22 protein-coding genes are annotated in these 24,944 nt (G+C 73.6%); 15 read left to right on the forward strand and 7 right to left on the reverse strand.

The annotated features are described in order from the left end of the window. The 3 genes from ABZ801_RS39595 to ABZ801_RS39605 form a co-directional block, all read right to left on the reverse strand. Window positions 1-104 (reverse strand): Clp protease N-terminal domain-containing protein (locus tag ABZ801_RS39595; RefSeq protein WP_360708722.1); only part of this gene is annotated, 104 nt, incomplete at its 3' end. A gap of 155 nt (window positions 105-259) precedes the next feature. Then, window positions 260-1,600 (reverse strand): HAMP domain-containing sensor histidine kinase, encoded by a 1,341-nt coding sequence (locus ABZ801_RS39600; RefSeq protein ID WP_360708599.1) that lies wholly within the window; start codon window positions 1,598-1,600, stop codon window positions 260-262. 8 nt (window positions 1,601-1,608) lie between these two features. Beyond that, window positions 1,609-2,265: a response regulator transcription factor gene (locus ABZ801_RS39605; protein ID WP_344958043.1), complete on the reverse strand. Its 657-nt coding sequence runs from the start codon at window positions 2,263-2,265 to the stop codon at window positions 1,609-1,611. Between the two features lie 203 nt (window positions 2,266-2,468). On the opposite strand from ABZ801_RS39605, the gene ABZ801_RS39610 reads away from it, so the two are divergent. Genes ABZ801_RS39610 through ABZ801_RS39625 form a run of 4 tightly spaced genes read left to right on the forward strand, consistent with a single transcriptional unit; the run spans window position 2,469 to window position 6,215 of the window. Next, window positions 2,469-3,002: a hypothetical protein gene (locus tag ABZ801_RS39610; RefSeq protein ID WP_360708602.1), complete on the forward strand. Its 534-nt coding sequence runs from the start codon at window positions 2,469-2,471 to the stop codon at window positions 3,000-3,002. Next, window positions 2,999-4,231, forward strand: a complete 1,233-nt coding sequence (locus tag ABZ801_RS39615) for a peptidoglycan-binding domain-containing protein (protein WP_360708604.1) — start codon at window positions 2,999-3,001, stop codon at window positions 4,229-4,231. The genes ABZ801_RS39610 and ABZ801_RS39615 overlap by 4 nt, the downstream gene beginning before the upstream one ends. Then, window positions 4,228-5,007 (forward strand): ABC transporter ATP-binding protein, encoded by a 780-nt coding sequence (locus ABZ801_RS39620; protein ID WP_360708607.1) that lies wholly within the window; start codon window positions 4,228-4,230, stop codon window positions 5,005-5,007. Before ABZ801_RS39615 ends, ABZ801_RS39620 begins: the two co-directional genes overlap by 4 nt. Beyond that, window positions 5,007-6,215 carry an ABC transporter permease gene (locus ABZ801_RS39625; RefSeq protein ID WP_360708609.1) on the forward strand — a complete coding sequence of 403 codons (1,209 nt, stop codon included), beginning with the start codon at window positions 5,007-5,009 and terminating at the stop codon, window positions 6,213-6,215. Before ABZ801_RS39620 ends, ABZ801_RS39625 begins: the two co-directional genes overlap by 1 nt. 76 nt (window positions 6,216-6,291) lie before the next feature. On the opposite strand, the gene ABZ801_RS39630 is transcribed toward ABZ801_RS39625, so the two are convergent. After that, window positions 6,292-7,890, reverse strand: a complete 1,599-nt coding sequence (locus ABZ801_RS39630) for a BTAD domain-containing putative transcriptional regulator (RefSeq protein ID WP_360708612.1) — start codon at window positions 7,888-7,890, stop codon at window positions 6,292-6,294. A gap of 318 nt (window positions 7,891-8,208) precedes the next feature. Between ABZ801_RS39630 and ABZ801_RS39635 the strand changes: the two genes are divergently transcribed. The 3 genes from ABZ801_RS39635 (at window position 8,209) to ABZ801_RS39645 (ending at window position 11,892) form a co-directional block, all read left to right on the forward strand. Beyond that, window positions 8,209-8,871, forward strand: a complete 663-nt coding sequence (locus ABZ801_RS39635; protein ID WP_360708613.1) for a hypothetical protein — start codon at window positions 8,209-8,211, stop codon at window positions 8,869-8,871. A gap of 197 nt (window positions 8,872-9,068) precedes the next feature. Continuing rightward, complete coding sequence (locus ABZ801_RS39640) at window positions 9,069-10,484, forward strand: cytochrome P450 (RefSeq protein ID WP_360708615.1); 1,416 nt, start codon at window positions 9,069-9,071, stop codon at window positions 10,482-10,484. A gap of 334 nt (window positions 10,485-10,818) precedes the next feature. Beyond that, window positions 10,819-11,892 (forward strand): S1 family peptidase, encoded by a 1,074-nt coding sequence (locus ABZ801_RS39645; protein WP_360708725.1) that lies wholly within the window; start codon window positions 10,819-10,821, stop codon window positions 11,890-11,892. 69 nt (window positions 11,893-11,961) lie between these two features. On the opposite strand, the gene ABZ801_RS39650 is transcribed toward ABZ801_RS39645, so the two are convergent. After that, the gene (locus ABZ801_RS39650) at window positions 11,962-13,320 is read right to left on the reverse strand and encodes a cytochrome P450 (RefSeq protein WP_360708618.1); all 1,359 of its coding nucleotides are present in this window, start codon (window positions 13,318-13,320) and stop codon (window positions 11,962-11,964) included. Window positions 13,321-13,401: 81 nt separating this feature from the next. Between ABZ801_RS39650 and ABZ801_RS39655 the strand changes: the two genes are divergently transcribed. The 5 genes from ABZ801_RS39655 (at window position 13,402) to ABZ801_RS39675 (ending at window position 17,840) form a co-directional block, all read left to right on the forward strand. Further along, window positions 13,402-14,241 carry an SAM-dependent methyltransferase gene (locus tag ABZ801_RS39655; protein ID WP_360708621.1) on the forward strand — a complete coding sequence of 280 codons (840 nt, stop codon included), beginning with the start codon at window positions 13,402-13,404 and terminating at the stop codon, window positions 14,239-14,241. Between the two features lie 90 nt (window positions 14,242-14,331). Beyond that, window positions 14,332-15,093, forward strand: a complete 762-nt coding sequence (locus ABZ801_RS39660; RefSeq protein ID WP_360708623.1) for an enoyl-CoA hydratase — start codon at window positions 14,332-14,334, stop codon at window positions 15,091-15,093. A 64-nt stretch (window positions 15,094-15,157) separates the two neighbouring features. After that, window positions 15,158-15,715: an extracellular solute-binding protein gene (locus ABZ801_RS39665; protein ID WP_360708626.1), complete on the forward strand. Its 558-nt coding sequence runs from the start codon at window positions 15,158-15,160 to the stop codon at window positions 15,713-15,715. Between the two features lie 85 nt (window positions 15,716-15,800). Further along, the gene (locus ABZ801_RS39670; RefSeq protein WP_360708627.1) at window positions 15,801-17,420 is read left to right on the forward strand and encodes a cellulase family glycosylhydrolase; all 1,620 of its coding nucleotides are present in this window, start codon (window positions 15,801-15,803) and stop codon (window positions 17,418-17,420) included. A 69-nt stretch (window positions 17,421-17,489) separates the two neighbouring features. After that, window positions 17,490-17,840 carry an SDR family NAD(P)-dependent oxidoreductase gene (locus ABZ801_RS39675; RefSeq protein WP_360708630.1) on the forward strand — a complete coding sequence of 117 codons (351 nt, stop codon included), beginning with the start codon at window positions 17,490-17,492 and terminating at the stop codon, window positions 17,838-17,840. 146 nt (window positions 17,841-17,986) lie between these two features. Here the strand turns inward: ABZ801_RS39675 and ABZ801_RS39680 are convergent, their stop codons facing one another. Next, on the reverse strand, window positions 17,987-19,630 hold the full coding sequence (locus ABZ801_RS39680; protein ID WP_360708632.1) for an ankyrin repeat domain-containing protein: 1,644 nt from the start codon (window positions 19,628-19,630) through the stop codon (window positions 17,987-17,989). Between the two features lie 903 nt (window positions 19,631-20,533). Here ABZ801_RS39680 and ABZ801_RS39685 point away from each other — a divergent pair. Then, a complete protein-coding gene (locus ABZ801_RS39685; RefSeq protein ID WP_360708635.1) occupies window positions 20,534-21,175 on the forward strand; it encodes a GNAT family N-acetyltransferase in 642 nt (213 codons plus the stop codon). 158 nt (window positions 21,176-21,333) lie between these two features. Here ABZ801_RS39685 and ABZ801_RS39690 read toward each other — a convergent pair whose 3' ends face one another. Next, on the reverse strand, window positions 21,334-23,295 hold the full coding sequence (locus ABZ801_RS39690) for a BTAD domain-containing putative transcriptional regulator (RefSeq protein ID WP_360708637.1): 1,962 nt from the start codon (window positions 23,293-23,295) through the stop codon (window positions 21,334-21,336). A gap of 52 nt (window positions 23,296-23,347) precedes the next feature. Between ABZ801_RS39690 and ABZ801_RS39695 the strand changes: the two genes are divergently transcribed. Both ABZ801_RS39695 and ABZ801_RS39700 read left to right on the forward strand, forming a co-directional pair. Continuing rightward, on the forward strand, window positions 23,348-24,226 hold the full coding sequence (locus tag ABZ801_RS39695) for an alpha/beta hydrolase (RefSeq protein WP_360708640.1): 879 nt from the start codon (window positions 23,348-23,350) through the stop codon (window positions 24,224-24,226). 49 nt (window positions 24,227-24,275) lie between these two features. After that, complete coding sequence (locus ABZ801_RS39700) at window positions 24,276-24,797, forward strand: DUF6624 domain-containing protein (RefSeq protein WP_360708642.1); 522 nt, start codon at window positions 24,276-24,278, stop codon at window positions 24,795-24,797. The last annotated feature ends 147 nt before the right edge of the window (window positions 24,798-24,944 follow it).

The following is a 24,944-nucleotide window of genomic DNA, read 5'->3' on the forward strand; positions in this document are numbered from 1 at the left end:
AGAAGGATGTGCTCGGTGCCGATGTAGTTGTGATTGAGCATCCTGGCCTCTTCCTGGGCCAGGACGACAACCCGCCGCGCGCGGTCGGTGAACCTTTCGAACATGTCGTCGCTCCTCGGGCGCCGGTTCCCTCAAGGAGGGTCTTCCTCCCCTTAGGAGTGCGTACCCAGCATTCAACCCCCTGGCGTTCGCTGAACCTTCCTGCGTACGCCGCCAGCGAAAAACCCTGCGATCGCAGGCGGAGGTTCCGGGCGGGTGTTCAGCCGACCGGGACCGTCCGGCTACCCGCCGGGTACATGGCCGCGCCCGCACTCCGCTCGGCGGGCAGCACGGCGGTCACCACCAGACCGCCGCCCTCGCGCGGCACGGCGGTGACGGAGCCGCCGTGGGCGCGCGCGATCGACCGCACGATGGACAGCCCGAGCCCGGCGCCCTTGGTGTCGACGACGCGGTCGCGGTTCATGCGGCGGAACGGCTCGAACAGGCCGGTGATCTCGTACGGGGGCACGACCGGCCCGGTGTTGGCCACCTCGACCTCCACCCGGCCGTCCCCGCGGGTGCGGCTGGACACCCGTACCCAGCCGCCGTCGGGGACGTTGTGCCGGATGCCGTTCTCCACCAGGTTCTGCACGAGCCGTTCCAGCAGCAGCGCGTCGCCCGAGGTGGGCGCCTCGTCCGCCTGCTCGTGCACCCGCACCCCGGCCGCCTCCGCCTCCGCCCCGGTCTGGACGGCGACGTGCCCGACCACGTCGGCCAGGTCGACCGGGGCCCGTTCGGTGATCTCCTGGTCGGAGCGGGCGAGCAGCAGCAGGCCGTCGATCAGCCGTTCGTGCCGGGCGTTGATCAGCAGCAGGCTCTCGCCGAGCCGCCGGACGTCGGCCGAGGCGGACCTGCGGTGCATGGCCAGTTCCACCAGCGCCCGGCCGAGCGTGAGCGGGGTGCGCAGCTCGTGCGAGGCGTTGGCGACGAAGCGGCGCTGCCCGTCGAAGGACTGGTCGAGCCGCTCCAGCATGGTGTCGAAGGTGTCGGCCAGCTCCTTGACCTCGTCGTCCGGGCCGCGCAGCGCGATCCGCTCGTGCAGGCCGCGGTCGGCGGCGGGGGCGGCGGCGATGCGCCGGGCGGTCTCGGTGACGCGGTGCAGCGGGGCCAGCGTGCGTCCCGCGATCAGCCAGCCGAACCCGGCGGCCGCGCCGCCGACCACGGCCAGCGCGACGCCGCCCTGCGTGACCAGCGACGTGACCGCGGCCTCGTGCAGCCGCTCGCTCTGCTCGCGGGCCAGCCGTTCCAGCTCCGAGCCGGTGACCGGTTCGCCGCCGGGACCGCCGATCGTGTAGCGCTGGGACTGCTGCGCCGCGCCGTCGCCCGCGCCGCCCGGCCCGCCGGTCCGCTGCTGCATCGTCGCGATCACCTTGATGCGGCCCTCGGAGATCTTCTGGGTGAACAGCGCGTACGTCACGCCGAGCAGCACCACGCCCGCGACCAGGAACAGCGCGGCGTAGGTCAGGGTGAGCCGGGCGCGCAGCGACATGCGCCGCGGCCGGGCGGGCGCCTCCGCCGGCGCCGCGGCACTCCGCACGGTCGGCGTCACGGTCGGCCTCATGGTCGGCCTCATGGAATCCGGTACCCCGCTCCCTTGACGGTCTCGATGACGGGCGGTTCGCCGAGCTTGCGGCGCAGCTTGAGGATGGTGAGCCGGACGGCGCCGGTGAACGGGTCGGCGTGCTCGTCCCACGCCTTCTCCAGCAGCCCCTCGGCGGACACCACCGCCCCGTCGGCGCGCAGCAGTTCGGCCAGCACGGCGAACTCCTTGCGGGCCAGCGGGACGTAGCGGCCGTCCCGGAACACGCGGCGGCGCGCCGGGTCGAGGGAGATGCCCGCACGGCGCAGCACCGGCGGCGCGGCCGGACGGGCCCGCCGGCCGAGCGCCAGCACCCGGGCGGCCAGCTCGGCGAACGCGAACGGCTTGGTGAGGTAGTCGTCGGCGCCCAGGCCCAGCCCCTCCACCCGGTCGGTGACCTCGGCGGCGGCGGTGAGCATCAGCACCCGGGTGGCCGAGCCGCCGTCCACCAGCTCGCGGCACACCTCGTCGCCGTGCACGGCGGGCAGGTCGCGGTCCAGGACGACGACGTCGTAGTCGTTGACCGCCAGGCGTTCCAGCGCCGCCGCGCCGTCGTGCGCGAGGTCGACGGCGTGCGCCTCGTCCCGCAGCCACTCGGCGATCGCCTCGGCGAGCATCCGCTCGTCCTCCACCACCAGCACCCGCATGCCGCTCCTCTCCGCCGGACGCGCGTTCGCCACGGGCCATCGTGACGGGCGCGGCGTTTCCTTTCTGTTAGGAGAGCGCTGTCAGGGGAGCGCCTGGAACCCGCGGGACGCAGGAAACGGAGGGGAAACAGGCGGTCGAGTTGCATGCCGTGCGTCCGGTCGGAGCCGTCGGGCCCGGCCGCGGAGCAATCGAGGAGCAGACGATGAAGCTTCGGACGCGCGGCGCCCTCGCGGCGATGCCGCTGGCGCTCGCCCTCGCCCTGACCGGGTGCGGCGGCGGGGACGACGGCGACGGCGGGGTGGCCACGGTGAACGGCGGGAACCAGACCAGGCCCGCCGACGCGGCCGGCCTCAGCCCGGAGGAGAGGGGCGTCAAGTTCGCCGAGTGCATGCGCAAGAACGGCATCGACATGGAGGACCCGAAGGACGGGCGGGTGATGGTCAAGGCCAAGCCGGGCCAGGAGCAGACCATGCAGAAGGCCATGGAGGCGTGCCGCCAGTACAGCCCGCAGCAGAACTCGCGGGGCGGCTCGGACCCGCGGATGGAGCAGCGGCAGCGCGAGTTCGCCGAGTGCATGCGCAAGAACGGGGTGGAGAAGTTCCCCGATCCCAAGCCCGGCCAGCGCGGCATCTTCATCGACAAGAAGGCGACCGGCGACGACCCGGACCTTGAGAGCGCTCAGCAGAAGTGCCAGGACGTCCTGGGTGGCCCGGCGGGCGGCGGAGCCGGGAAGTGACCACTGTGGAGGGGCACGAGGACCAGAGGGTCGCGGGCCCGGACGGGCGGCGGCCCGAGGCCCGCGAGACGCTCACCGACAAGGCGCCGCCCGGCACGCCGACGTCCGGGCCGGAGGACCCGCCGAATCCGCCGCAGCCGTCGCGGCGGCAGCGGCGCCGCGGCCGCTCCCGCCGGACGAAGATCGTCGCCGCGGCGGCCGTGGTGGCGGCGGGCGGCGCGGCCACCGCCGCCGCCCTGAACCTCACCGGCGACGCCACGTCGGAGCAGACGGCGCGCGGGCTGCCGCCCAACACCACCAAGGTCACCCGGGAGACGCTGCGCGACACCCAGGACGCCGACGGGGTGCTCGCCTACGGGGAGCAGACCGCCGCGACCAGCCGCCTGCAGGGCACGCTCACCGGCCTGCCCAAGAGCGGCGACCAGATCACCCGCGGCAAGACGGTGTACCGGGTGGACGACAAGCCGGTGACGCTGATGTACGGGTCGCGGCCCATGTACCGCCCGCTGCGTTCCGGCGTGGAGGGCGAGGACGTCCGCCAGCTCGAACGCAACCTCCAGGCCCTCGGCTACGACGGGTTCACCGTGGACGACGAGTACACCGGCGACACCGCCGAGGCCGTCCGGGAATGGCAGGACGACCGGGGCCTCGACGAGACCGGCGTCGTGGAGCTCGGCCGGGTGCTGTTCACGCCCGGCGCGATCCGCGTCGACAGCCTGGAGGCGGGGGAGGGCGACCCCACCTCGCCCGGCCGCAAGGTGCTCAACTACACCGGCACCGAGAAGGCCGTCACCGTGCAGCTGGAGGCCACCGACCAGCGCCTGGCCAAGGAGGGCGCCGACGTGGAGGTCACCATGCCCGACGACCGGAAGGTCGAGGGCCGGGTCGACGAGGTGTCCACGGTGATCGAACCCGGCGGCAACGGGGAGGAACCGCAGACCAAGGTGGAGGTCACCGTCGAGCTCAGGGGGAGCGGGGCGCAGAAGATCGCCGCGCCGTACGCGATGGCCGCGGTGGACGTCACCTTCACCGCGGGCACCCGCGAGAACGTGCTGACCGTGCCGATCGCGGCGCTGCTGGCGCTGCGCGAGGGCGGCTTCGGCGTCGAGGTGGTCCAGGGCGGCCGGTCGTCGTACGTGCCGGTGCGCACCGGCCTGTTCGCCGACGGCAAGGTCGAGGTCTCGGGGAACGGCATCGCCGAGGGCACGGTCGTGGGGATGCCGAAGTGATCTCGCTGACGGACGTCACCAGGACCTATCCGGGCGGGGTGACCGCGCTCGACGGCGTGTCCCTGGAGATCGCCGCCGGTGAGCTGGTGGCGATCGTGGGGCCGTCCGGGTCGGGCAAGTCCACGATGCTCAACGTGCTGGGCACCCTGGACCGGCCCACGTCCGGCACCGTGCGCATCGACGGGTACGAGGTCGGCGGGCTGTCGGACGCCGAGCTGTCGGCGCTGCGGGCCCGGCGCATCGGGTTCGTGTTCCAGCAGTACCACCTGGCGCCGGGCACCCCGGCGCTCGACAACGTCGCCGACGGGCTGCTGTACCAGGGGATACGGCCCGCCGAACGGCGCCGCCGGGCGGCCGCGGCGCTGGAGCGGGTGGGGCTCGGGCACCGGCTGGACCACCGTCCGCTGGAGCTGTCGGGCGGCGAGCGGCAGCGCGTGGCGATCGCGCGGGCCGTGGCGGGGGGACCGCCGCTGCTGCTGGCCGACGAGCCGACCGGCGCGCTCGACTCCGTCTCGGGGGCCGGGGTCATGGCGCTGCTGCGGGAGCTGAACGCCGCCGGCACCACCGTCGTGATCATCACGCACGACCGGGACATCGCCGCGGCGCTGCCCCGGCAGGTGCGCATGCGCGACGGCCGCGTCGTGTCCGACAGCGCGACCGACGGCGCTGTCGACGGCGCGACCGGCGGCGCGACCGGCGGCGCGACGGGCAGTGCGTCCGGCGGCGCGCCCGGCGCTCCGGCCGTGGACGTCGCGGCCGCGCGGGGGGTGGCCTGATGGCCGCCGCCGAGGCGCTGCGCCCGGCCCGGATGTGGCCGGGGGACGTGATGAAGGTCGGCGCGGTGGGGCTGCGCACCCGCCCGCTGCGGGCGTTCCTGTCGGCGCTCGGCATCGCCATCGGCATCGCCGCGATGGTCGGCGTGGTGGGGATCTCCTCGTCCTCGCGCGCCGACCTGGACCGCACCCTCGCCGCGCTCGGCACCAACCTGCTGACCGTCAAGCCCGGCAGCACGCTCACCGGGGAGCAGGCGCAGCTGCCGCTGGAGGCCGAGGCCATGGTGCGGCGCATCGCGCCGGTGCGGTCGGTGTCGGCGATCGGCATGATCGACGACGCCAAGGTGTACCGCAACCGCAAGATCGACCAGGCGGAGACCGGCGGGATCGCCACCTACGCCACCCGGCTGGACCTGCCCGCCACCACCGGCGCGACGGTCGCCAGCGGCACGTGGCTGAACGAGGCCACCGGCCGCTTCCCGGCGGTGGTGCTCGGCGCGAGCGCGGCCGAACGGCTCGGCGTCGGCCGCGCCGGTCCGCAGACGCAGGTGGTGGTCGGCGGCAAGCCGTTCACCGTCGTCGGCATCCTGGCCAAGGCGCCGCTGGCCCCGGAGCTGGACACCGCGGCGCTGGTCGGCTGGCCGGTGGCGCGGGCGGAGCTGGGCTTCGACGGCCACCCCACCACCGTCTACACCCGGTCGGCCGACTCGGCCGTCGAGGACGTGCAGTCGGTGCTGGGCGCGACCGCCAACCCGGCCGCGCCCAACGAGGTGGACGTGTCGCGCCCGTCGGACGCGCTGGCCGCGCGGCAGGCCGCCGACGAGGCCCTGACCGGGCTGCTGCTCGGCCTGGGCGCGGTGGCGCTGCTGGTCGGCGGGGTCGGGGTGGCCAACACCATGGTCATCTCGGTGCTGGAGCGGCGTTCGGAGATCGGCCTGCGCCGCTCGCTGGGGGCGACCCGCGGCCAGATCCGCACCCAGTTCCTCGCCGAATCGCTGCTGCTGTCGGCGCTGGGCGGGGCGGGCGGCGCGGTGCTGGGCATGGCGGTGACCGCCGGGTACGCCGTCTCGCAGGACTGGCCGATCGTCATCCCGGCCTGGGCGGTCGCGGGCGGCATGGCGGCCACCCTGCTGATCGGCGCCGTCGCCGGACTGTATCCGGCGATCCGCGCGTCGCGCCTGTCGCCCACCGAGGCGCTGGCCACGCCGTAGGCGCCCGCGATCCGGTCCGCCCGTCCCGCCCCCTCCCGCGCGGACGGGCGGACCCAGGCTCCACCTCGATCCCGATTCAGGTCGCCTCAGGGGTCGGGGCGGGCGCGGGCTCCGGGACGGCCACGAGGACATCGTTCAGCGAGCGGACCACCGTGGCCGGGAGCACGCCCCGGATGACCAGGTCGTCCACCGAGGCGAACGGGCCGTGCGCCTGGCGCACCGTCACGATCAGCTTGGCGTGATAGGGATCGATGCCGGGCAGACCGGCGAGGACGTGCTCGGGCACGGCGTTGACGTCGACGAGCCCGCCGTCGTCGAACGCGCGCGGCAGATCCGGGCGCCCGACGTGCAGCTCACGGGCCACGGCGGGGTGGTGGGCGACCAGGGCGCGGGCCTGCTCGCGGCGGGCCCCGCGTTCGATCATCGCCACCACCGCGGGAGGCGGCATGACGGCGGGGTCGGTCACGGGCCCGGCGGTCAGCAGCGCCACGTGCACCATGCCGCCGAGCGTGGTCACCAGCGCCGCGGCGGTCGCGGGCAGGTCGTACGGCGTGGAGCCGTCCTCCTCGGCGGTGCCCATGATGGCCCAGAAGACGATGGTGAGCAGCAGGTATCCGGCCGCCGCCAGCCACAGGAGCCGGCTCCGGCGGCGGCCCGCGTAGTAGCCGACCAGCGCGCAGGTCCCCGTGCCGAAGGTCAGCGGCGGGATGCCGATCAGGATGATCCGCAGCCACCACGGGGTCCGGCGCGGCGCGTACGGAGGCACCGCAGGCGGAACCAGGCCGTGGTGCGGGACGGGCGTCTGCGGCAGGGGCGTGGGCGGGACGGTCATCGGCGGGGCCGGCGCGGGCGGGGGCGCGGTGGGCGGCGCGGGCGGTGCGGTGGCTGCCGCCGGACCCGCCAGGGTCGGGTCCGAGCGCAGGATGCGCATGTGGAGCTGCCGCAGGCGGTCGCCCGGCTCGACCCCGAACTCGGCGGCGAAGAACTCCCGGGCGTCCCGGTAGGCGGCCAGCGCCTCGGCCTGCCGGCCGCACCGGTAGAGCGCCAGCATCAGCAGGTGGCGCGGCTGCTCCCGGAGCGGGAAGTCGGCCACCAGCCGGATCAGCTCGGGGACCAGGTGCGCGTGCCGCCCCTGCTCCAGCTCGATCTCCACGCAGGTCTCCAGCGCGGCCGCGCGTTCCTCCGCGAGCCGTTCGCGCGCCGCGTCGAACACCCGGCCGGTCAGCCCGGCCAGCGCCGGACCCCGCCACATCGCCAGCGCCGCCCGCAGCGCGGCGGCGGCCTGCGCCGGGTCGTCGGCGCGGGCGGCCAGGGCCCGCTGGACGTCGCGCTGGAACAGCTCGGCGTCCAGGCACTGCGGCGGAACGTGCAGCGCGTACCCGGCGGGCGTCAGCTTCAGCAGCCGCCCCGGCGTGCGCGGTGACCGGTCGGGCTCCAGCACGCGGCGCAGTCCGGCCACGTACTTCTGGACGACGTTGGCCCCGTTGTCGGGGGGATCGTCCTCCCACACCGCGTCCACGATCGCGTTCGTCGAGACGGGCCGGTTGACGTTCAGCAGCAGCACCGCCAGCACCGCGCGCTGCTTGCCGGGGCCCAGGTCGAGCTCCTCGTCGTCCCGCCAGGCCCGCAGCCGGCCCAGGATCTCGAACCGTGGCGACGGATCGGTCGTGGACATCTGGACCACCGGCATTCCTCCAGGTACCACCCATGCGGCAGTGGGAACGCAGCCCGGCGGCAGCCCGAGCGCAGTGACCGCAGCATAACGACAGTGACTTCGCAGAGGCACTCCATAACGTCACCGGCACCCCATAAGGTCACCCGGGCGATACCGGCCGGTCTCGCCACAGACCGAAACGTTCGCGACAGTCCTGACATAGGAGACCTTTCATGCGAAGACACATGACCGTCGTCCCGGCCCTGCTGGCGTCGGCGACGCTCGTCCTCACCGGCTGTGGCACGGGCGGCGAGGGGGCGAAGGGCGCGGCCCGCACCGATGCGGCCAAGCCCCCCCGCCTCGCCCCCGGCCTCGCCCACGCCGACCGTCACCCCGAACGGCATCGAGCGGCTGCGCCCCGCGCAGATCCTGGCCCGCGCCCGCGCGGCCACGGTGGCGGCCAGTTCGCTGCGGCTGCACGGCGGGATCCGGGAGGACGGGGAGAACATCCAGCTCGACATGCGCTACGCCGGCCGCACGCGGGCGACCGGCGAGATGACCACCGACGGCCAGCGGCTGTTCCTCACCCGTGTCGGCCCGGCCGTCTACATCAAGGGCGACGACGCCTTCTGGAAGGCGGCCGGCGGCAAGGGCGCGGTGCAGCTGCTGTCCGGCAAGTACCTGAAGGCGACCGCCAAGGACGAGGGATGGGGGGAACTGGCCGCCTTCGCCGACCAGAAGAAGTTCCTCACCGAGATGCTCAAGGGCCTGGGCCCCCTCACCGAGGTGAAGGGCGGGACGACGCGCATCGACGGCCGGGCCGCCCTGGCGCTGCAGACCGCGAGCAAGGACCGGATCTACGTGGCGACGGAGGGCCTGCCGTACCTGCTGCGCCTGGAGGGCGGCCGGAAGAACCGCATGGACCTGTCCGCGTTCGGCGCGCCGGTCACCGTCCAGGCGCCGCCGCGGAACCAGGTGGTGGAAGTCTCCGCGCTTCAGTGACCGTCCGCGTGACGGCGCCGGGCGGTGGGAGAGCGGCGGGGCGGTCCGGCTTCGACGGGGGCGCCGGACCGCCTCGACAAACACCCCCATCGGCGGAGACATGCCGCTAAAGTGACACCCCGACTCCGGAAAGTGGCCGAATGGGACGGCCTGATCGCGGTGATCATGCCGTGACCGCCGACTGAGCGAGGGATGCCATGGATGTCCAGCCACCCGCCTCCGGCCCGGCGCTCTCCGCCGGTTCCCTGGAGACCTCCGCGGTCGTACCGCTGATCACGCGCGACTACGACTCCCGTCCCTCCCTGGTGTACGAGCGGCTGCGCGCCAGGTACGGGCCGGTCGCGCCGGTCGACCTGCTGGGCGTGCCGGTGTGGCTGGCGCTGGGCTACCGCGAGGTCCTGGAGGTGCTGCGCGACCAGCGCGGGATCTGGAGCAAGCGGCTCGCCGACTGGCGGGCGCTGGCCGAGGGCCGGGTCCCGCGCGAGTGGCCGCTGCTGCCCGCGCTGGAGGTCAACCACGTGATCTTCCAGGAGGGGGACCGGCTGCGGTCGCTGCGCGCGGCCTACCACCAGGCGCTCAAGCCGTTCCAGGACGCCGGGCACCCGCAGGGCCGGCGGCTGCGCGAGGCCGTCGCCCGCAGCGCCGACGAGCTGATCGACGTCATGACCGAGGGCGGCGGCCGCACCGGATGGGCCGACCTGTCCGCCCAGTACGCCCGGCCGCTGCCGCTCATGGTCGTCGACCACCTGCTCGGCTTCCAGAGCGGCCGCGGCGACGAGGTCCTCATGGACATGTGGCGGGTGCTGGACGCCGGGCCCGACTCCTCGGCCGCGCTCGAACGGCTGCTGGCGGCGCTGGGCGAGCTCGGCGCCGCCAAGATGGCCCGTCCCGGCGACGACTTCCCGTCCTACCTGCTGGCCGCCCATCCCGGGCTGACCGTCGACGAGCTGTCGCGCGAGCTGATGATGCTGGTGGGGGTGACCGGCGACCACACCGGCACGCTCATCGGCAACACCATCGCCGCGGTCCTCGCGTCCGACTCCGCCGCCCGCGAAAGCCTGTCCCTGGGCATGATCCGCGAGACGGTGAACCGGGTCGCGATGGTGAACCCGCCGATGGCCAACCTGACGTTCCGCTGCCCGGCGGTCGACACCCGGCTCGGCGACGTCACCATCGCCGCGGGCGAGCCGGTGTTCCTGTCGGTGGCGGCCGCGCACCAGGACCCCGTGTTCGCCGCCGGGCTCAACTCCGACTCGCTGCTCAGCTCCCGGGCGCACCTGGCCTGGGGCGCCGGGCCGCACGAGTGCCTGGGCCGCGAGCTGGCCACCACCATCGTCACCACCGCCATCAGCCGGCTGTTCGGCCGGTTCGAGGAACTCTCCCTGACCCTGCCCCCCGACCAGCTGCCGTGGCGGTCCTCGCCGCTGATGCGCGGGCTGCGGTCGCTGCCGGTGCGGTACACGCTGGCCGGGAGCCAGGCGCCCGCCGCGCCGCCCGCGGCCGGGCCGCCGGGGGCGCCCGCCGCGCCGCAGGCCGGACCGGAGGGCGGCGCGGCGGCGGCGCGGCCCTCGCTGTGGCGCTTCCTGCGCGGCCTGCGCCGCGGCGCCCGCTGACCCGGGCGGGAGCCGCCGCACCGGGCGAGGCTCGCCCCCTCGGGCCGGGGGACGCCTCGCCCGGTGCGGCAGCGCCGAGCGCAAAAGGACGATCTTGGCGAATGGTTACATAGACGTCCGCATCCGGCCAAGTAGCAATTTTCAGGGTCAAGAACCGACAGGGCGCGGGCATGTCGACCTTGCGCTGACACGGCATTTTCGCAGTGTTGCCATAGTCGGTCAGATCATTGGGCAACTTCTTCGTCTTGTGCGGGATTCCCCGGTGCCTCGAAGATCCAAGTCACTCAGGACACCTCACCCGGAGGCGTCCTGACCGTTTGGAGGCACAGTGAGGATGCGACCCATCCACCCCGCCACTGTCGTCGGAGCCACCGTCATCGCCGCCGCGACCGCCCTGGTCGCCGCCCCCGCCGCGAGCGCCGCGCCCGCGGCCGCCGCGCCGGCGGCGACGCAGGCCGCGCCCGACCCCGGCGGCCTCGCCACCAGCCTGGCGGACCGGCTCGGCACCCGTTCCGCGGGCTCCTACATCGACCAGGGCACCGGCAAGCTCGTCGTCACGGTCACCGACGCCACGTCCGCCGAGCAGGTGCGCGCCGCCGGGGCCGTCCCCCGCACGGTCGCCCGCGACGGCGCCGCCCTCAAGCGCGTCACCGACACGCTGGAGCGCTCGGTCAAGACCCCCGGCACCGCCTGGGCCGTCGACCCGGTCAGCAACCAGGTCGTGCTGTCGTACGACGACTCGGTCACCGGCGACAAGCTGGCCAAGGTGCGCAGCGCCGCGCAGAAGCAGGGCGCCGCCGTCCGGCTGGAGCACGTCCCCGGCACGTTCAGCCCGCTCATCGCGGGCGGGCAGGCCATCTACACCGGCGGGTCGCGCTGCTCGCTCGGCTTCAACGTCCGCAGCGGCAGCACCTACTACTTCCTGACCGCCGGGCACTGCACCAACATCGGCTCGACGTGGTACGCCAACTCCAGCGGCAGCACGGTCCTGGGCACCCGCTCGGGCACCAGCTTCCCCGGGAACGACTACGGCATCGTCCGCTACACCAACACCTCGATCGCCAAGACCGGCGACGTCTACCTGTACGGCGCCGGCTCCCAGGACATCACGTCCGCGGGCAACGCGGTCGTCGGGCAGTCGGTGCGCCGCAGCGGCAGCACCACCGGCGTGCGCAGCGGCTCGGTCACCGCGCTCAACCAGACCGTCAACTACGCCGAGGGCACCGTCACGGGCATGATCCGCACCAACGTCTGCGCCGAGCCCGGCGACAGCGGCGGCTCCCTGTTCGCGGGCACGGTCGCGCTCGGCCTGACCTCCGGCGGCAGCGGCAACTGCAGCTCCGGCGGCACGACGTTCTTCCAGCCCGTCACCGAGGCGCTCAGCGCGTACGGCGTGAGCGTCTTCTGATCCGCGCTCTCGCGATCCGCGCGTGAGACCGGGGCCGGGCGGGCACACCCGCCCGGCCCCGCGTCGTCGTCAGGCCCGCGCGGGCTCCCGCGGGGTGAGGTTCATGTGGATGTCCTCGGCCGCCCACAGCACGAAGCGCTCGACCGGCGTGACCGTCCGACCGGGCGCGGGCTCGAACCGGAACCGCTTGAGCAGGACGGCCAGCACCAGCTCGGCCTCCACCATGGCGAGGGTCGCGCCCTCGCAGCTGCGCGGGCCGAGGCCGAACGGGATGTAGGCGAGCCTGGGCCGCCCGGCCGACGCCTCCGGCGTGAAGCGCTCGGGGTCGAACACCTCCGGGTCGGGCCAGTACTCGGGGTTCATGTGCACGGCCCAGAACGGATAGAAGATGGTCGTCCCGGCCGGGACGGTGTACTCGCCGAGGGTGACGTCCTCGGTGGCCTCGCGGGCGCCGTACGGCCCCGGCGGGTACAGGCGCATCGTCTCGCGGACCACCATGTCCAGGTACGTCAGCCGCCTGAGGTCGGCGTACTCGGGGACCGCCCGGTCGCCGAGCACCCGGTCGACCTCCTCGGTGACCCGCTCGGCCACGTCCGGGTGCCGCGCCAGCAGGTACAGCGTCCAGGAGATCGCGACGCCGGTGGTGTGGTGGGCGGCCAGCATCGTCATCAGCACGGTGTCGCGGATGCGCTCGGGCGACTGGCCTGCCGCCGACAGCGCCGCCACCAGGTCGCTGCGCTCGGCCTCGCCGTCCCCGGTGCCGCGGGCGCGGTGCGCGTCGAGCACCTCGTCGACGACCGAGCGCAGGTAGGCCAGGGCCTCGTCGGCGCGCCTGCGGTCCTTCTCGTCGCCCTGGTACTGGCGCTCCAGGTACTCGGTCAGCACGGTCTCGAACGCCGTCACGACGCGTCCGGCGGTCTCCTCGTCCGCGAGGCCGCTGCCCAGCGCGTAGTGGCAGATCATCCGCAGCGACAGCTCGGCCAGGTCGTGCTGCAGCCCGATTGGGCCCGCGGCGGCGCGCCCGGCCCACCGGTCGGCCAGCTCGGTCGTCAGCGCGGTGAACTTCGCGAAGTGCGCCTCGTGCGACGGGCGCCCGGCCAGCACCGACAGCATCACCCGGCGCCACGGGATGTGCTCCTCGGCCGGGATGGTCTGCAGGTTGCCCGACTCCTGCAACGGCGCCAGAAACTCGAACAGCTTGTCCGGCCGCTTGTTGATCTTGGCGGTGGCCTCCAGCAGCACCGGGTCGGCCACCGACACCGCCCGGTCCACGCCGGGCAGCGGGAACCGCACCACCGGCCCGTACTCGGCGTGCAGCCGCAGCTGGTAGTTGTGCAGCCCGCCCGCCGCCACGATGGCCTCGGCGCCGTCGCCGTCCGCGTCCGGCCCGGGGATCTGCGCTGGGGCACTGCCGTCGCCTGGTCGCATGGCACTCCACGTCGGGGTCGCGATGTTCGGTTCTCCGGGATGGCTCGCTATGCTTCCATGATCTCAGGTATCTCGCGATAAATGACGGTAGTTTCGACAAAGCGCCGTCACGCAGACCGGGAGAGGGCACTGAACACGGTCGATCCGCGGAAACCGAACGTACCCCGCATGTACGACTATCTCCTCGGCGGCAAGGACAACTACGCCGCCGACCGGGAGGCCGTACGCGAGGTCGTCAGCCGCGCCCCGGACACGCCGTTCATGGCGCGCGAGAACCGCGCCTTCCTGCGGCGCGCGGTGCGGTTCCTGGCCGCGTCCGGCATCCGCCAGTTCGTCGACATCGGCTCCGGCCTGCCCACGCAGGGCAACGTGCACGAGATCGCCCACCAGGTCGCCCCCGACTCGCGCGTGGTGTACGTCGACATCGACCCGGTCGTGCTGACCCACGGGCGCGCGCTGCTCGCCGGACGACCCGGCGTGGCGGTCATCCAGGGCGACGCCCGCCGCCCCGACGACATCATGGACGACCCCGAGCTGCGCAAGCTCGTCGACGTCGACCGGCCGGTGGCCGTGCTGATGTTCGCGGTGCTGCACTTCATCGACGACGCCGACGACCCGCAGGGCATCGCCGCCTCCCTGCGCGCAGCCATGGCCCCCGGCAGCTACCTGGCCATCTCCCACGTCACCGACGACTTCGACACCGGCGGCCGGGTCCGGGACGCCGCCGCGGCCTACGACTCGGCCACCTCCCAGATCACCCTGCGCGGCCGCACGGACGTCCTGCGCATGTTCGGCGACTTCGAGCTGGTCGAGCCGGGCCTGACCACGCTGTCCCGGTGGCGTCCCGACCCCAACGCGACCCTCCCGCCCGACGCCGACCGCCAGTGGTGCTACGCCGGAGTCGGCAGGAAGCCCGGCTAGACCCCGGCCCGGGGGAGCGCGGCCGCCCCGCCGGAGGGCGGCTCGGCGGCGGTGAGAAGATCGGCGCATGAGCAGTCTGGAGATGTCCCGGTGACCGCGCTGCTGGACGTGGCCGTCGAGCGCGGCGTGGCCACGCTGACGTTGAACGACCCCGACCGCCGCAACGTCATCTCCGGCGCCCTGGTCGGCGAGATCGTCGCCGCGTTCGACCGGCTGGAGGCGGACGGGACGACCGCCGCCGTGGTGGTCACCGGCGCGGGCCCGGCGTTCTGCGCCGGCGCCGACCTGGCCGACCTGCTGGCCGCCGCCGACGGCGACGCGTCCGGCGTCACCACCGTCTACGAGGGGTTCCTGCGGGTGGCCCGCTCGCCGCTGCCGACCATCGCGGCGGTCAACGGACCGGCCGTCGGCGCCGGGCTCAACCTGGCGCTGGCCTGCGACGTGCGGGTGGCGGCCGAGTCGGCCTGGTTCGACACCCGCTTCCTGAAGATCGGCCTGCACCCCGGCGGCGGGCACACCTGGATGCTGCACCGGCTGGTCGGCCCGCAGACCGCCGCCGCGATGGTGCTGTTCGGCGACCGCCTCGACGGCCCCGCCGCCGTCGCCGCCGGCCTGGCGTACCGCTGCGTCCCCGACGCCGAACTGCTCCCCACCGCGCACGCCCTCGCCGCGGGCGCCCGCGACGTCGACCCCGAACTCCTGCGCCGCACCAAGGCGTCGCTGCGGCGCGCCGGCGACGGACGCGGCCACGACCAGGTGCTGGCGGACGAGACCCGCGACCAGATGTGGTCCCTCACCCTCCCCACCACCAAGGACCGCCTCACCACCCTCCGCCGCAAGATCACCGGCTGACCGGGCCGGGCGCGGCCCCGGGCCGGGGACTAGGATTCCCCGCACCGGGCTGCGCGAGAACGGCATGAAGGACGACGCCTACGGCGTGGCGCCGATCCCCATAGTGCAGGGCGGCCAGAACGTCGCCAGCCACGTCGCGGGCATCAACATCGGCGTGTCCGCCGGCGCCGGGAACTCCGGCGGCGCGCTGAAGCTGGTGGAGTTCCTCACCTCGCCCGAGGAGCAGAAGATCCTCAACGCCGCGTTCGGGACGCTGCCGGTCGTCCCGCGGGCCTACGACGACCCGCGGTTCCGGACCGAGCACATCGGCACCTTCCGCAAGGTGCTGGCCGAGGCGGCGGAGACCATGCCGATGATCCCCCAGGAGGCGCAGTTCGAGACGCTCGTCGGCAACACCGTCAAGCAGCTCGTCGCGGACGCGGCGGCGGGCCGTCCGGTCGGCGAGCATCGAGCTCACCGGCACCGAATGAAAGATTCACCGCACGCCGAGATCGCCCGGCCTCGGACGCGCCCGGCCGCGGACGTGTTCTCCCTGCTCAACCGGCTTGCGGCGGACGGGCGGTACGCGCCGGCCCGAGACCGCGCGTCGCCGACACTGTACGACGGTGCGGCGCGTGCCTAGCTTCGTGGGTGCTCTGGCCGTCGGCGGGCGGACCCGGCCTGTGGCGCGTTCATCTGCACCCCGACTCCGCAAGGAGGACCCCCGGATGAAACCCTCCCTCCGGTCCTGTCTCGTCGCGGCGGTGGCGGCCCTGGCGTCGCTGCTCGCCTCGATGCTCGTGACCGCCGCCCCCGCCCACGCGGCCGTGGGGCTGCGGGTCAGCGGGACGAACATCGTCGAGTCCAACGGCAACCGGTTCGTCATGCGCGGCGTCAGCCACGCGCACACCTGGTACACCTCGCAGACCGGTTCGTTCGCCGACATCAAGGCGCTGGGCGCCAACACCGTGCGGGTGGTGCTCAGCGGCGGGCGCTGGCCCGCCAACAGCCCGTCCGACGTCGCCAACGTCGTCGCGCTGTGCAAGCAGAACCGGCTCATCTGCGTCCTGGAGAACCACGACACCACCGGCTACGGCGAGCAGGACGGCGCCCGCACCCTCGACCAGGCCGTCGACTACTGGCTGGGCCTGCGCGAGGTGCTGGCCGGCCAGGAGAACTACGTCGTCATCAACATCGGCAACGAGCCCATCGGCAACAACCCCGTGACGCCGGGCTGGGCGACCGCCACGTCCAACGCCGTCAAGCGGCTGCGCGACGCCGGGTTCGACCACATGCTCATGGTGGACGCGCCGAACTGGGGCCAGGACTGGCAGTTCACCATGCGCGACAACGCGCAGACGGTCTTCAACGCCGACCCCGACCGCAACACCGTCTTCTCGATCCACATGTACGGGGTGTTCGACACGGCCGCCGAGATCACCGACTACCTGGCCCGGTTCCGCACCGCCGGGCTGCCGCTGGTGATCGGCGAGTTCGGGTTCAACCACTCCGACGGCGACCCGGACGAGGACACCATCATGGCCGAGGCCCAGGCGCGCGGCGTCGGCTACATCGGCTGGTCGTGGAGCGGCAACGGCGGCGGCGTCGAGTACCTCGACATGGTGCAGAACTTCAACCCGTCGCAGCTCACCACCTGGGGCCAGCGGATCTTCAACGGCGCCGACGGCATCCGGGCGACGGCCCGCGAGGCCACGATCTACGGCGGCCAGAACCCGGACACCACGGCGCCCAGCACGCCCGGCACCCCGTCCGCGTCCAACATCACCGCGACCGGCGCCACGCTGACCTGGTCCGCGTCCACCGACACCGGCGGCTCCGGCCTGGCCGGATACGACGTGTACCGGGCCGACGGCACTCTCCTCGGCCAGACCGCCACCACGTCCATCGCCCTGACCGGCCTCACCCCCGACACCCGCTATCAGGTGTACGTGAGGGCCCGTGACGGCGCGGGCAACCAGTCCGCACCGTCGTCCACCGCGACGTTCACCACGGCGGCGGGCGGCGGCACGGGCGCCTGCCGCGTCACCTACACCACCAACGCCTGGGGCAACGGCCTGGTCGCCGGCATCAAGATCACCAACACGGGCACGTCGGCGATCAACGGCTGGTCGCTGACGTTCACCCTGCCGTCCGGCCAGACCATCATCTCCGGCTGGGGCGCGACGTACTCGCCGACGTCCGGCCGCGTGACGGCCACCAACGTCTCCTACAACGCCGCCATCCCCGCCCAGGGCTCGATCGACATCGGCTTCCAGGCCACCCACACCGGCAACCCCGCCAAGCCCGACACCTTCACTCTGAACGGCTCCACCTGCCAGACCACCTGACCGGGCGACTGCCGCCGCGCGCCCCACCCAGGGGCGCGCGGCGTCGCGTCCCCTCCTAGGGTGCGGGGCATGGCAGAGCGGTCTTACCTGGCGGAGCTGTTCTCCCTGGACGGCAAGGTCGCGGTGGTCACCGGCGGCAGTTCGGGCATCGGCCGGGCCATCGCCGAGGCGCCGGCGCGAGCCGGGGCACGCGTCGTGGTGATCGCGCGACGCGAGGAGCCGCTCGCCGAGACCGTCCGCGAACTGGAGTCCCACGGCTGCCGGGCGGCATGGGTCAGCGCCGATCTGGGCTCGCGCCCCGGCGTCCGCACGGCGGCGGACGAGGCCGCGAACGCCGCGCTCGCCCTCGCCTCACCCGACATGAGCTTCCAGATGGGCGTGTCGGTGCTGGTCGACGGAGGAGCCCCGGCCGGTCTGTAACCACCGCCCCGCACAGCGGATCCGGGAGGCGCTGGCAATACCAGACGAGAAGCCGACGAATGACGTCAAGGGCTGGTCGCCCCACGACCTTGGAGGACGAGTGCGCGGTAGGCCATGACGAGTGGCTCGGCGGGTCACTTACCGGGTCATTGGACCGCGCCGGCTCGTTGCAGGAATGCGGCGATGGCCGGCTTGTTCAACTCTCGGGCGATGCCCAGCGGGGTGTGCGCGGTAAGCGTTTCCTGTAGCGCAGGCGGGTCATCGAGCCGTGCGTTGACGTCGGCCCCGGCGGCCACGAGCAATTCGATGGCGCCCGTGTCATCGGCTGCCTGCGGCACCGCGATCGCGTAGTGCAGCGGCGTGACGCCCGTGCAGGTGCGCACGTCCGGATCGGCCGCGTGCCCCAGCAGCAGCGGCAGAGCCTCCCGCGGGCTCATCACGGCCTGGTGCAGCGGAGTGATCCCCCGGACGCCCCAGGAGGTCATGTCGGTGGGCCGGCACGGGTCGGCTCCCGCGGCGAGCAGGAGGCGGATCGTTTCCTGGTGGCCGTGGACGGCTTCCAGCAACGGCGTGCTGTCCGTTGCCGCCAGGTTGGGGTCGGCGCCGGCGTCGAGGAGCAGTCGCACCGCTTCGATGACGGTGTCCGGCCTCCAGTGGTACGCCATTCTCAGCAGCGGGGTTCCGCGCAGGGAGCCGGCGTTGGGGTCGGCGCCGGCGTCAAGGAGCAGACGGATGATCTGAGTACCCGACGTGAACTCAGGCGAACCGCCACCCCGGCCCCAACATTCGAAGTGCAGCGGCGTTTGGCCGGCACTGTCGGTGGCGTTGGGATCAGCACCCGCCTCCAAGAGCATTCGGACGATCTCCAGGCTGGGCGTCTTGTCGTACAGCTTCCGGGGGGCCTCGTGGTCGAGGGCCAGGTGTAGCGCGGTCGCTCCGGCCAGCAGTTCCCCCGACGTGTAGACGTTCCCGTCCAGGAAGCGCCACGGCGTCGACGCGTCCTCCGTGATCGTCGCGGTCGGATCAGCGCCGGCGTCCAGCAGCACCCGAACCACCTCAACGCTACGAGCCATCGCGGCCAGGTGCAGCGGGGTCAGCCCGGAACCGTCCAACGGCCCCAGGTCGGGCATCCCGGCCAGCATCTCTGTCACCGCCGAAAGATCACCCGCCGCGCAGGCCCGGCCGAACCTGTCCGCCTCCGACGGCGGCCCGACGAGTTTGAGTCCACCGAGCATTGAGGACAGACACTCACCGTGAGGTCTGTCCTCGCCGCCTTCGTGGTCTACTTCGTAGACCTGAGGGTCTTCGGCCGTGTCATCCAGGTCCACGACGTAGTAGAACTGCCCGTCGTGGTAGCCGATGCCGAACCATGCACGCGGCTCGGTGACAAGCCCGTCTTCCACCTCCGGGCCGCCATTCAGCCAGACCTGCCATTCGAACTCGTCGTCGGTGCGGAGCGTGCCCTCGCTCCACCGCACCGCCAGCAGCGCCTGCACCCACGGGGGCAGTTGCCGCGGCCCTACCGGGGTCGGCTCGACCCACTCCCGCGGCACGAAGTCGTCCGGCACAACGCCCCCGAGGCGTTCGATCTGCCGCAGCACGTCCTCACCCAGACCACCCGCAGGCGCTTCCACCGACACCGCATCCTCCACACAACCGGTCGGGGTCTTCCACCAAGCGCCGCTTGGGCGGATGACCGGGGGTATCGGGGCGGGTAGAACGACGCAGGTACCGCACGATCCCAATCCGAAGCCCAAACGGTTCTGGTCATCCCGCTTGTCAACGATCAAGGCGACCGATGTTAGTCGGCCAACCGCCAAATCCGTTGATTTTTCGGGGTACTGCCGAGCCCCATTCGCGCCGCCCGCCAACGCCGCGACCAAACCGCACGCTGAGGCCTTTCACCGGACAGATCCGCGTGACGCGACCGGCTGCGCGCCCTGCCCGACCCCGGCCTTTCGGGGGGAGCCCGGCAGGGGGAACGCGCCGCCCGTCACCACGGCCCACACGGCCCCGGCCGCGGCGGCCGCCCTTCCCACTGTTGTTTCCGACATGGATGCCCGCCGACCAGGCTCAGCGGGATCCGCAGGCGCCGGTGGTCCGTGTGGTGGCAGACCACGCGCTGCCCCGGTTCGGTGAGCCCGGCTCCGAAAAAGCGGCCCCCAGGGAGCGCGCGGCCGGGAGCGACGTACCGGGCGTGCAGATCCGCGAGCGCGTTGGCCGTCGGCTCCAACGGGACTTCGACCAGGGGAGGCGGACCACCCAGCACGGGCTGAGGTCGCTCCCCGGCGGCGGGGGCGATGGCGTCCCCGTGATCCTCGGGGAACCATGCGTAGAGGACGCGGAGCTGCCCAGCCCCGGCGGCCCCTCATGCGGTCACCCGCCCCCGCCCCTTTCATGCCTGTGTCGCCACTTCCGGTAGGTTGACGACCCGACTGTCGTTTCTGTCGACCTGGCTGGAACAACTCGGCGGCGATCCTCCGCGCGCGACCGCATGCCGCGGTGAGGACGGAGGCGTCGGCAGATCTCCGATCACCGCAACCTCGGCGGCATCGGCAGATCGTTGATGTCGTCCGGCCGTGATCGGTGCACGGTTCGGCATTCGGGAGACCGCTGGTGTCCGCTCCGCCCCGAAGGTGGGAACCGCCGATCGTTGGTTCGGGGAGGGACGGCGCGCGTCGAAGGAGGCGGGGATGGTGAAGATCCGGACGTTCACCGAACGGGACCGGCCGGAACTCCACGCCATGTACGGCCGCGCCGGCGCCGGCTCGCCCAGCGGTTCGCTGTGGGGCCATGACGAGTCCGAGGCGGCGATCTACCTCCAGCCGTACATGGACCTGGAGCCCGGCTCGCTGTTCCTGGCGATCGAGGACGGCCGCGTCGTCGGCTACCTGGCCGGGTGCCTGGACAGCGCGGCCTTCCCCAGCGAGGTCACGCGCGTGGACCAGGCCATCAAGCGGTACCGCCCGTTCCTCCGGCCGCGGCCGGCGAGGTTCTTCGCCCGCAGCCTCGCCGACCTGGCATGGGCGACGGTCCGGCGGGCGCCGACCGCCGGTGACTTCCACGACGCCCGATGGCCCGCGCACCTGCACATCAACGTGGTCCCCGAAGCCCGCGGCACCGGCGCCGCCGACCGTCTCATGGACCACTGGCTGGAGCGCGTCTCCGGGCACGGCGTCGGCGGCTGCCACCTGCAGACCGTGGCCGAGAACACCCGAGCCGTCCGCTTCTTCAAACGCAGGGGCTTCGTCGAACACGGCCCGGCCCCCGTCATCCCAGGCCTCCGCTACCAGGGCCACCGCGTCCACCAACGCACGATGGTCTGGACCCCCTGACCGCCTGTCTCGCGGTGGAGACGCGATGGTCGGCCGCTGAGACGCGGACTCACCGCGCCACCGGCGGGACGTGCTGGTGGTGAACCGGCGGGCGTACGCGTTGTACCAGCGGCTCGGGCTGCGCGAGGTGGGGCGGCACGGTGACGGCGACAACAAGATCAGAATGCGGCGTGAGCCGTCAGGGCGGTGAGGTGGCGGGCGACCGGGCCCATGGAGAACAGGCCGCTCGCGGCGCCGGCGAGTTCGGCGCGGGCGGGGGCCAGCGCGGTGTGGGCGCGTCGCATCACGTCGCGGTCGCCCAGGGCGATGGCGGCGCGGGCGGTCAGGCACCAGAGGGCTTCGTAGAGGAGGTCTCGTGGTGGCGGCGGGACGTTGCGGAGGGCCGCGGAGGCTTCGGGGCGGCGGTCTTCGGCCAGGAGGACCAGGGGGCGGGCCCAGGGTTCGTAGGGGCCCCAGTCGGGGTCGTGGGGGACGGGCAGTTCCAGGCATAGCAGAACCAACGGGAGCAGGCCGTGTTCCAGGCCCGGCATGCCCGCGCCGTCCAGGAGGGTGGCGGCGGTCTGGTAGGCGGCTCGCACCTCGGCGGGCGGGGCGCCTGAGGTGGAGAGGCGCAGGGCGGCGTACCACCGGGTGAAGACGCCGACCAGGGGGCGTTCGTGGTGGGCGGCCAGGCGGTCGGCGGCGGCCGCGTGCTCGTCGGCGCCGGCGAAGTCGGCCAGGGCGCTGCGGGCCTGCAACCGGATGAGGTGCCCGAGGATCTCGTACGACGCCAGGTCGTGGCGGGCGGACAGGTCGATGAGTTCGGCGCCGATCGCGTCGCGTTCGGGGGCCAGGCCGGCGCGGTGGAAGGTCTGCATCCAGACGCCGTTGAGCGCGAAGGCCAGCAGTCGGGGGTCGTTCAGGCGGCGGGCGAGCGTTTCGGCCTCGCGGGCGGCCCGGGGGCCGCGGGGGGAGCGGGTGCCGCGCATCTCCAGGGCGATGGTGGCGAGGAGTCGGGCCCGGGTCGCCTCATGGGTCGTGGACGTCAGGGCGCGTTCGGCCGCCGCCACGATCCGGGCGGCCTGGTCGGGGTCGTCCGAGCGGGTCCAGATGGCCGGGACGTCGTAGGCGCCGATCACGCGGGCGGTCAGTTCGTCGTCGCCGAGTTCCTCGGCCGCCGCGACGGTGGCCGTGCGCTGGCGCCGGGCCGCTTCCAGGCCGGCGCCGCCGGTCATGGCGAGGCTGCGGAGCAGGCCGACGGTGGACTCCAGGCGGGCACGGGCTCCTGACGTCACGGTGCGGTCGTAGACGGCGGCGGTCTGCGCCCACACCTGGGCCGCGCCGTCGGGGGCGAGGTGCGGGGCGTGGCGCAGGATGTCGGTCTCGAGGCGTCGCAGGGCGGGGCCGGGGTCGACGCCCAGTTCCTCGACGAGATGGGTCCGGGCCCGGCGCAGGACGGCGAGGGCGTCGCCCTGGCGGCCGGTGCGGTAGAGCGCGAGGGCCAGCAGGCGCCAGGCGTCCTCGCGCCAGGGGTGGTCGGCGACGTGGGCGTCCAGGTCGGGGATCGCCTCGGCGGCCAGGCCGAGGGCCAGGCGGGCCGAGGCGAGACGTTCGACGGCGTGCAGGCGAAGCTCGGTGAGACGGGAGCGTTCCGCGCTGGCCCAGGGCTCGTCGGCGAAGTCGGCGTAGGCGGGGCCGCGCCACCAGCCGAGGGCCTCGGTCAGGCGCGCGGGCGCGTCGGCGGACGGCAGGGACGCGGACACGGTCTGTTCGAACCGCCACGCGTCCACCGCGTCGGGGGCGGGGCGCAGGGCGTAGCCGGGGCCTTCCGTCACCAGCAGGTGGGGCGGTGTACGGGGCGGACGCTCGGGTTCCAGGGCGCGGCGCAGCGCGGCGACGAAGGTGCGCACCGCGCTCACGGCACCGGCGGGCGGGTCGTCCCACAGGTCCGCGACCAGCAGATCGACGGGGACGACGCGGCGGCGGGCGACGATCAGCCGGGCCAGCACCGCGCGGTGCCGCGGCCCCTTGAGGGCGATCGCGTCCCCGGCGGCGTCCCAGGCCGTCACCGGGCCCAGCACCCCGAACCGCACCGAGCCTCCTTCCTCCAGGCCACGGTAGCGCGCTGACCGGATGCTCATTCGCGCCCGGCAGGCTGAAACCACCTGATCAGCCAAGAGAAAGGACGGCGTCATGACGCCTGTCATCCCCGGATTCGACTACCGGCGCGTCCCCGTCGCCGACGGGGTCGCCCTCAACGCGGCCGTCGGCGGCTCCGGCAGCCCCATCGTGCTGCTGCACGGCTTCCCCCAGACGCACCTGATGTGGCGGCACGTGGCCGCCGACCTGGCGGCCGACCACACCGTGATCTGCCCCGACCTGCGCGGCTACGGCGACAGCGACAAGCCGGAGGCCGTCGACGACACCACCTACGGCAAACGCACGATGGCCGCCGACGTCGTGGCGCTGGCGCGGGCGCTGGGGCACGAGCGGTTCGCGCTCGCGGGGCACGATCGCGGGGCGCTGGTCGCCTTCCGCGCCGGCCTCGACCACCCCGCGGCGATCACCCGCCTGGCCTGCCTGGACGTGCTGCCGACGGCGGACATGTGGCACGTCATGCACGGCGCCACCGCCGCCGTCGGCTTCCACCTGTACCTGATGGCGCAGCCGCCCGGACTGCCCGAACGCATGATCGCCGCCAGCGCGGACGACTTCTTCGGCCACTTCCTCGACCTGTGGGCGAACGACCCGGCGGCCGTTCCGGCGGACGTCCGGGCCGCCTACCTGCGGGCCTGCCGCGCGGCCGTCCCCTCGATCGTGGCCGACTACCGCGCGTCCGCCGGCATCGACCTCGCCCACGACCTGGCCGACCGCGAGGCCGGCAACCGCCTGGAGATGCCGGTCGCCGTGCTCCAGCAGGACTGGGGCGCCGCGCTCGGCTACGACGCCCGGGCCCTGTGGGGCGCGTGGGCGCCGGACCTGGTCCACACGACGGTGACCTGCGGCCACTTCATGGCCGAGGAGGCGCCCGCCGTCGTCACCAAGGCCCTGCGCGACCTGCTCGCCCGCTGAGCCCGGCCGCCTCTTTCCCACCGGACGCGGGACGGCCACTCTGGTGGGCATGACGGGGATCGACGGGAGGCTGCGGGCGCGGCTGCTGCGACGCGCGAAGCGCGACCAGTGGATTCGCACGGCCGCGCCGCGGAGGGTGCCGCCGCACTACGCCCTGCTCTGGCTGTGGATCGATCGGCGCAACGCGGCGTGGCTGCGGCGGGTCGTGCGCGGACGCGGCTGGCCCGGACGGTCCGTGGCGGGGGAGGACGGCGCGCAGGCCGCGTGGCTGATCGCCCAGCACGCCGACAGGTCGCCCGAGGCGCAGCGGATGTTCCTGGACGCGCTGCGGGCCGCCGTCGCGTCCGGGGAGGCCGACCCCGCCGACCTGGCCCGGCTGGAGGACCGCGTCCGGGTCAACGCGGGCCGTCCGCAGCTGTACGGCACCCAGTACGGGATGACCGAGACCGGTTACGGTCCACATCCGGTCGAGGACCCCGAACGGCTGGACGAACGCCGCGCCGCCGTGGGACTGCCCCCGCAGGCGGAGTACGACGCCGAGATCAGACGCCTGGCCGCGGAGGAGCCGTAGAGGAGCCGGAGAGGAGCCGCGGGCCGCCCCACCCGTGGACCCTCTTCGCGGAGAAGTCTTGCCCGGGTGACCGAACCACTCTACCTTCGTCATGATCGACGACCGCGCGCCCGACCGGCGACGGTGACGGTCCCAGCAGGGCACCCC

Origin of the sequence: Actinomadura sp. NPDC047616 (genome assembly GCF_040642915.1) — a bacterium.
Taxonomy (GTDB): Bacteria; Actinomycetota; Actinomycetes; order Streptosporangiales; family Streptosporangiaceae; genus Spirillospora; species Spirillospora miaoliensis.